Consider the following 6,054-nt stretch of genomic DNA (forward strand, 5'->3'; position numbering starts at 1 on the left):
CAATTTGCTGCCACCGCAGTAGGGCAGTCTATTCTCGGACAGCCTCCTAGCCCGGATATTTCATAAACTGCCCTGAGAATTGCGCAGAACCTTGCGGCTCTAGGGGATTTTGCGAAGGAGCGCCGTACCGGGGAGTACGGTCGACTGAGCAAAACTCCCTTAGAGCCGCAAGGAGCAAGCAAGGCCAGGAGCATGTTTATGAAATATCCGGGCTAGACAATATCAAAACTTTCCAGGGTTAACCGGTTGTTATCGGCGCGAATAAACCAGCCCTTTTCTTCCCAGTCGCCGAGCACGTAACGTTTGGCGCCCTGGCCGTTGGTCAGCGTCAGGTCATGAATCGCCGGACGATGGGTGTGACCATGAATCATTGTTACCACCTGGTGTTTGCCCATGACCTTCACAACCTCACCGGGAGTGACGTCCATGATCGCCGGTGACTTCGTCTGTTTAGCTCTCTGGCTGTTTTCACGAATCTTGCGGCCAAGGTTTTTTCGGTAACCTAATGGGGTCATTCGCAGAATGTTGATGACCAGCGGATTACGTATAATGCGACGATAACGCAAATAGTGAGGATCGCCGGTACACAGGGAGTCACCGTGCATCAACAGGACGGTTTCGCCATTGAGCGTCACCAGGCTGGGATCATTGAGCCAGGTCATTCCTGCTTTTTTCAAAAAGGTGCGGCCCAGGGCAAAGTCACGGTTGCCCGGCATAAAGTAAATATCGTGCCCTGCTTCACGGTAATTTTTCAAGGCGCTGGCAATATCTTCATGGAAAGGCTCCATGGCATCATCGCCCACCCAGTATTCAAAAAAATCACCCAGAATGTAGAGCTGCTGAGCCTCTGGCGCTGTGTGCGCCAAAAAGCTCAGAAACGCCCGGGCAATACCCGGACGTGATGGTGTCAGGTGTAAATCTGAGATCATCAGTGCCTGCATCAGGTGAGTTCCGCTGACTCAATGACAATGGCTTCCACAGGCACATCCTGATGACCGGCACGGTTAGTGGTTTCAACACCTTTCATTTTGTTCACCACATCCATGCCGTCAGTCACTTTACCGAACACAGCATAGCCCCAACCGTCCGGCGTTTCAGATGAGTGGTTAAGAAAATGGTTGTCGGCAACATTAATGAAAAACTGGGCTGTGGCTGAGTGAGGGTCCATGGTTCGGGCCATGGCAACGGTGCCAGTGGTGTTTTTCAGGCCATTATTGGCTTCGTTGTGAATGGGCTTTTCAGTGTTTTTTTCCGCCATAGCAGCGTCCATGCCACCGCCTTGGACCATAAAGCCATCAATAATGCGATGAAAAATGGTGCCGTTATAATGACCACTTTTCACATAGTGAATAAAGTTGTCCACGGTTTTGGGGGCTTTATCAGCATCCAATTCAAGAGTGATATCGCCTGCGTTGGTGTGCAGTACAACAGCCATGAAATACCTCTTCGTCAGAAAACCCCTTATGGGGCTGCGTAGCAATGATTCTAGGGGTTTATTGCCCGCGTGTAAAAGATCCGCATAAAATGATGGTGTTAAGGTCAACCTCACTAGGTGCTGATCTTGACCGCCGTCTTAATGGTAATCCCTGATAAGATCGTTTATTTCCCCGGCATTTACCTGATCCCGCGATGGTGTTAGTCTGCTCAGTTTAGCTTCAGGCAAGTACCGGTAATGAGAGGCCGGTATTATGTTCTCAACCCTAGCAAAGATGCTTAAGCAACAATGAGCACATCAGAAAAGCCCCGTAATTTTATTGAACAGATAATTGACAAAGATCTGGCAGAAGGCCGGGTGACCACTGTTTGTACCCGTTTTCCTCCTGAGCCAAACGGCTTTTTGCACCTGGGGCACGCTACCAGTATCTGTCTGAATTTTGGCCTTGCCAGGGCCTATCAGGGGCGCTGTCATCTGCGGTTCGATGATACGAACCCGGAAAAGGAAGAACAGGTTTATGTGGATGCCATTAAAGAGGATGTGAGTTGGCTGGGCTTTCAGTGGGAGGGTGATGTACGTTATGCATCGGACTATTTCGATACCTTCTACGAATGGGCATTGCACCTGATTAAAGCAGGCAAGGCTTATGTGGACCACCAGGACGCACAGGCCATGGCGAAAGGCCGTGGTGACTTTAACACGCCTGGTGTTAACAGCCCTTACCGTGATCGCCCAGTGGCATACCATCTGGCCGAGTTTGAAAAGATGCGCGCCGGTGAGTACGACGAAGGCAGCTGTAGCTTGCGGGCTAAAATCGATATGCAAAGCCCCAATATGAATCTGCGTGACCCGATCATGTACCGAATTCGTAAACAGGCCCATCATCAGACGGGCGATAAATGGTGTATTTACCCGAGCTATGATTTTGCCCATGGGCAGGAAGACGCCATTGAAGGGATCACCCATTCCATCTGCACCCTGGAGTTCCAGGATCACCGGCCCTTGTACGAATGGTATCTGAACAACCTGCCGGTGCCCCATCAGCCCCGGCAATATGAGTTTGCCCGCACCAATGTAAACTACACTGTCACCAGTAAACGCAAGCTCAAACGGCTGGTGGATGAAGGTGTCGTGGCAAGCTGGGATGACCCGCGGATGCCGACGGTCTCGGGTTTGCGTCGTCGCGGTTATACGCCTGCGTCCATTCGTCGTTTTGCCGAGATGGTGGGTGTCAGTCGTTCTGACGGTATGGCTGATATTGCCATGCTTGAGCATGCCATCCGTGATGACCTGAACAACAATGCCGCTCGTGCCATGGCGGTTTTGAACCCGTTAAAGCTGGTGGTGACAAATCTCCCCGAAAATGAGGTGCGGACGATGACGGCACCCGCGCATCCGCAAAAGCCTGAGCTTGGTGAGCGCGAATTGCCCTTTACCCGGGAGCTGTACATTGATCGTGGCGATTTTACTGAAGACACGACCTTATCCCGTAAGAAGTTTAAACGCCTGGTGATAGGTGACTATGTCCGGCTGCGCGGCACCTATGTGATCAAGGCGGAGCAAGTGGTGAAAGATGACCAGGGCAACATTACTCAAGTGCACGCCAGCTATGTGCCAGGAACAGTGGGTGAAAACCCGCCGGAAGGTATTCGTCCACGGGGCGTGATTCACTGGGTATCCGCCACCTGTGGCAAGCAGGCCACCTTGCGAATGTATGACCGGTTATTTCACCATGAGACACCAGGCAAAGGCGTGGATGACTTTATCGCCCACGTAAACCCCGACTCTTTCGCTGTTAAGCAGGCGTGGGTGGAACCGTCGCTGGCCCGCGCCGCGCCGGAGGCGAGCTTCCAGTTTGAGCGTGAAGGCTATTTTGTGGCCGACCGCCGTGATCACAGTCCCGAACAACCGGTATTTAATCTGACCATTGGCCTGAAAGACACTTGGGCTAACAGGGGCAAGTAAGGAATTAACGTGTTACAGATTTATAACAGCCTGACGCGAAAAAAAGAGCCGTTCAAGCCACTGGTGGCAAATCAGGTACGCATGTACGTTTGCGGGATGACTGTGTATGATTTTTGCCACATAGGTCATGCCCGCACGGTCACTGCTTTTGATGTTATCGCGCGGTTTCTGCGCACCAAAGGCTACCGCCTGACCTATATCCGCAATGTCACCGACATTGATGATAAAATTATCCGCCGAGCCCGCGAAAACAGTGAACCCTATGAGATGCTGACTGAGCGGATGATAGCAGCGATGCGCGAAGACTTTTTGCGTTTGGGTAACGTTGCGCCGGATCAGGAACCACGGGCAACCGCTTTTGTTGATGGCATGATTGCCATGATTAACCAGTTGGTTGAGCGTGGTTTTGCCTACGCGCCCGGTAACGGCGATGTTTATTACCGTGTTCGCAAGTTTGACGGCTACGGTAAACTCTCAGGCAAAGTGCTGAGTGAACTGGAAGCCGGTGCCCGCATTGATGTGGATGAAATGAAAGAAGACCCGCTGGATTTCGTGCTCTGGAAAGGCGCTAAACCCGGTGAACCGTTCTGGGAATCGCCCTGGGGTAATGGTCGTCCGGGCTGGCATATCGAATGTTCGGTCATGGGTAGATGTTGCCTGGGGGAAACCTTTGATATTCACGGTGGCGGCTCTGATCTAACCTTTCCCCACCATGAAAATGAAATTGCCCAGAGTGAGGCAGCCAACGGTAAACCGTTCGTGACCACCTGGATGCATGCTGGCCCGATTCGGGTGGACAATATCAAGATGTCCAAAAGTTTAGGTAACTTTTTTACTATTCGTGAAGTGCTCGATGAGCACCACGAAGAAACTGTGCGCTACTTTTTGATTTCCAGCCATTATCGCAGCCCGATGAATTACTCTGAGGACAGCCTGAAAGAAGCGGCTGTGCGGCTTGAGCGAATGTATACGGCATTGCAGGGATTATCCATTGAGGGTGTTGAAGCACTTGCGAACAGTGAGTTTGAGCAGCGCTTTTATGCAGCTATGGACGATGACTTTAACACACCGGTAGCGCTGGCGGTGGTGTTTGATCTGGTGCGTGAGCTCAATCGGGTACGCGCCAGCAATGAGACAGCGGCTCTGCCACTGGCCGCTTTATTGGTAAAACTGGGTGACATTCTGGGGATTTTACAGGGATCACCCGACGCTTTTCTCAAAGCCGGGGGCGATATGGATGATGCCTGGATTCAGTCACAAATTGAACAGCGGATTGCCGCGAAAAAAGCCCGTAACTTTGCCGAAGCTGACCGGATTCGTGACACTCTGGCCGAGAAAGGGATTATCTTGCAAGACAGCCGCGAAGGCACAACCTGGCGGGTTGAACATTAGTTGAGTACCCGTGCTATTCAGCGCTGACTCATACAGTGGTCATTTCCGCGAAGGCGGTAATCTACCTGAAAATGGACTCCCGCTTTCGCGGGAGTGACGTTAGCGCGCAGATTATCCGCGTAAAGTGGAACCAGGCTCTTATGGCAACAGAACCTGGATCAAACCATTGGCGTTATTGGGCATTTCGTGTTTTTATTGCCTGCTTCGTCTGCCTGTTTTTGCTGGATACCTGTGTGGCCCCATTACCCATATGCGCCTGCCCCCGCTTGTGCGCCAGTTGTACCTGTTTTTCTCGCTCAGAAAAGCGCTGGCGTTGGGTATCAGTCAGTTTATGGTAACAGTGAGGACAACTGACCCCCCGCGCATAGCGCTTGTTTTGTTTGTCGTCTTCGGTGATAGGGCGACGGCAGCCATAGCACATGTCATACTGGCCTGGTTCCAGGGCGTGGTTGACTGATACTCGCTCATCAAAGACGAAGCATTCACCCTCCCAAAGGCTTTCTTTTTCGGGAATCTCTTCCAGATATTTCAAAATACCGCCTTCAAGATGATACACCTCTTCAAAACCCTGCTCTTTCAGGTAGGCTGTGGATTTTTCACACCGAATCCCGCCGGTACAGAACATAGCAACTTTTTTATGCCTGGCAGGGTCAAGGTTCTTGGTAACATACCGGGGAAACTCACGGAAGCTTTCTGTTTGTGGATCAATGGCATTTTTAAAGGTGCCAATGGCAATTTCATAATTATTACGCGTATCCACGACCGTAACGTCAGGATCAGAAATAAGGGCATTCCAATCCCCGGGTTTGATATAAGTGCCGACAGTTCGCTTGGGGTCTATCCCTTCTACGCCCATGGTAACAATTTCACGCTTGAGTTTGACCCGCGCGCGCAAAAAAGGCATGTTCTCGGTATACGATAATTTATACGTTATGCCTTTCAAACGCTCATCAGTGTCCATCCAGGCCAATAAAGCATTGATGCCCTGCTCGGAGCCTGCCACAGTACCATTAATACCTTCATTTGCCAGCAAAAGTGTCCCTTTGACTTTATGGTTTTTCAATAACTCAAGCAGCTCTGCCTGGAGGTGAGTAAAATTTTCCAGGGTGACAAATTTGTACAGGGCACAGACAACAATTTGTTGTTGCATAGGGTGAAAAATCCTTATTTGACAGTCACAGCGGTGGACGCCGTTTTAATGGTTTATCCGAATAACACTGTAGCGGCTAATAATGAATCCTGGGAGCCTGTCGGACTTATGC

5 protein-coding genes are annotated in these 6,054 nt (G+C 50.9%); 2 read left to right on the plus strand and 3 right to left on the minus strand.

Going from position 1 to position 6,054, the window contains the following annotated elements; all coding sequences use genetic code 11:
• Window positions 1-212: 212 nt before the first annotated feature.
• Window positions 213-941, minus strand: coding sequence for a UDP-2,3-diacylglucosamine diphosphatase (locus V4C51_RS16730; RefSeq protein WP_330927320.1), 729 nt, complete (start codon window positions 939-941; stop codon window positions 213-215).
• Window positions 941-1,435: a peptidylprolyl isomerase gene (locus V4C51_RS16735; protein ID WP_330927321.1), complete on the minus strand. Its 495-nt coding sequence runs from the start codon at window positions 1,433-1,435 to the stop codon at window positions 941-943. Before V4C51_RS16735 ends, V4C51_RS16730 begins: the two co-directional genes overlap by 1 nt.
• A gap of 288 nt (window positions 1,436-1,723) precedes the next feature.
• On the opposite strand from V4C51_RS16735, the gene V4C51_RS16740 reads away from it, so the two are divergent.
• Together V4C51_RS16740 and cysS are read left to right on the plus strand one after the other, a co-directional pair.
• Window positions 1,724-3,400: a glutamine--tRNA ligase/YqeY domain fusion protein gene (locus V4C51_RS16740; RefSeq protein ID WP_330927322.1), complete on the plus strand. Its 1,677-nt coding sequence runs from the start codon at window positions 1,724-1,726 to the stop codon at window positions 3,398-3,400.
• Window positions 3,401-3,409: 9 nt separating this feature from the next.
• Window positions 3,410-4,792, plus strand: a complete 1,383-nt coding sequence (gene cysS, locus V4C51_RS16745) for a cysteine--tRNA ligase (protein WP_330927323.1) — start codon at window positions 3,410-3,412, stop codon at window positions 4,790-4,792.
• A 172-nt stretch (window positions 4,793-4,964) separates the two neighbouring features.
• Here the strand turns inward: cysS and trhO are convergent, their stop codons facing one another.
• Complete coding sequence (gene trhO / locus V4C51_RS16750) at window positions 4,965-5,942, minus strand: oxygen-dependent tRNA uridine(34) hydroxylase TrhO (RefSeq protein WP_330927324.1); 978 nt, start codon at window positions 5,940-5,942, stop codon at window positions 4,965-4,967.
• Window positions 5,943-6,054: the final 112 nt, after the last annotated feature.

Source organism: Candidatus Sororendozoicomonas aggregata, from assembly GCF_031528575.1.
In the GTDB taxonomy this organism is placed as follows: domain Bacteria; phylum Pseudomonadota; class Gammaproteobacteria; order Pseudomonadales; family Endozoicomonadaceae; genus Endonucleibacter; species Endonucleibacter aggregata.

What these genes read in the sequence shown, in the direction of transcription:
- V4C51_RS16730 (WP_330927320.1), bottom strand. Translation starts at nt 941, where the DNA reads ATGCAGGCACTGATGATCTCAGATTTACACCTGACACCATCACGTCCG.
- V4C51_RS16735 (WP_330927321.1), bottom strand. Translation starts at nt 1,435, where the DNA reads ATGGCTGTTGTACTGCACACCAACGCAGGCGATATCACTCTTGAATTG.
- V4C51_RS16740 (WP_330927322.1), top strand. Translation starts at nt 1,724, where the DNA reads ATGAGCACATCAGAAAAGCCCCGTAATTTTATTGAACAGATAATTGAC.
- trhO (WP_330927324.1), bottom strand. Translation starts at nt 5,942, where the DNA reads ATGCAACAACAAATTGTTGTCTGTGCCCTGTACAAATTTGTCACCCTG.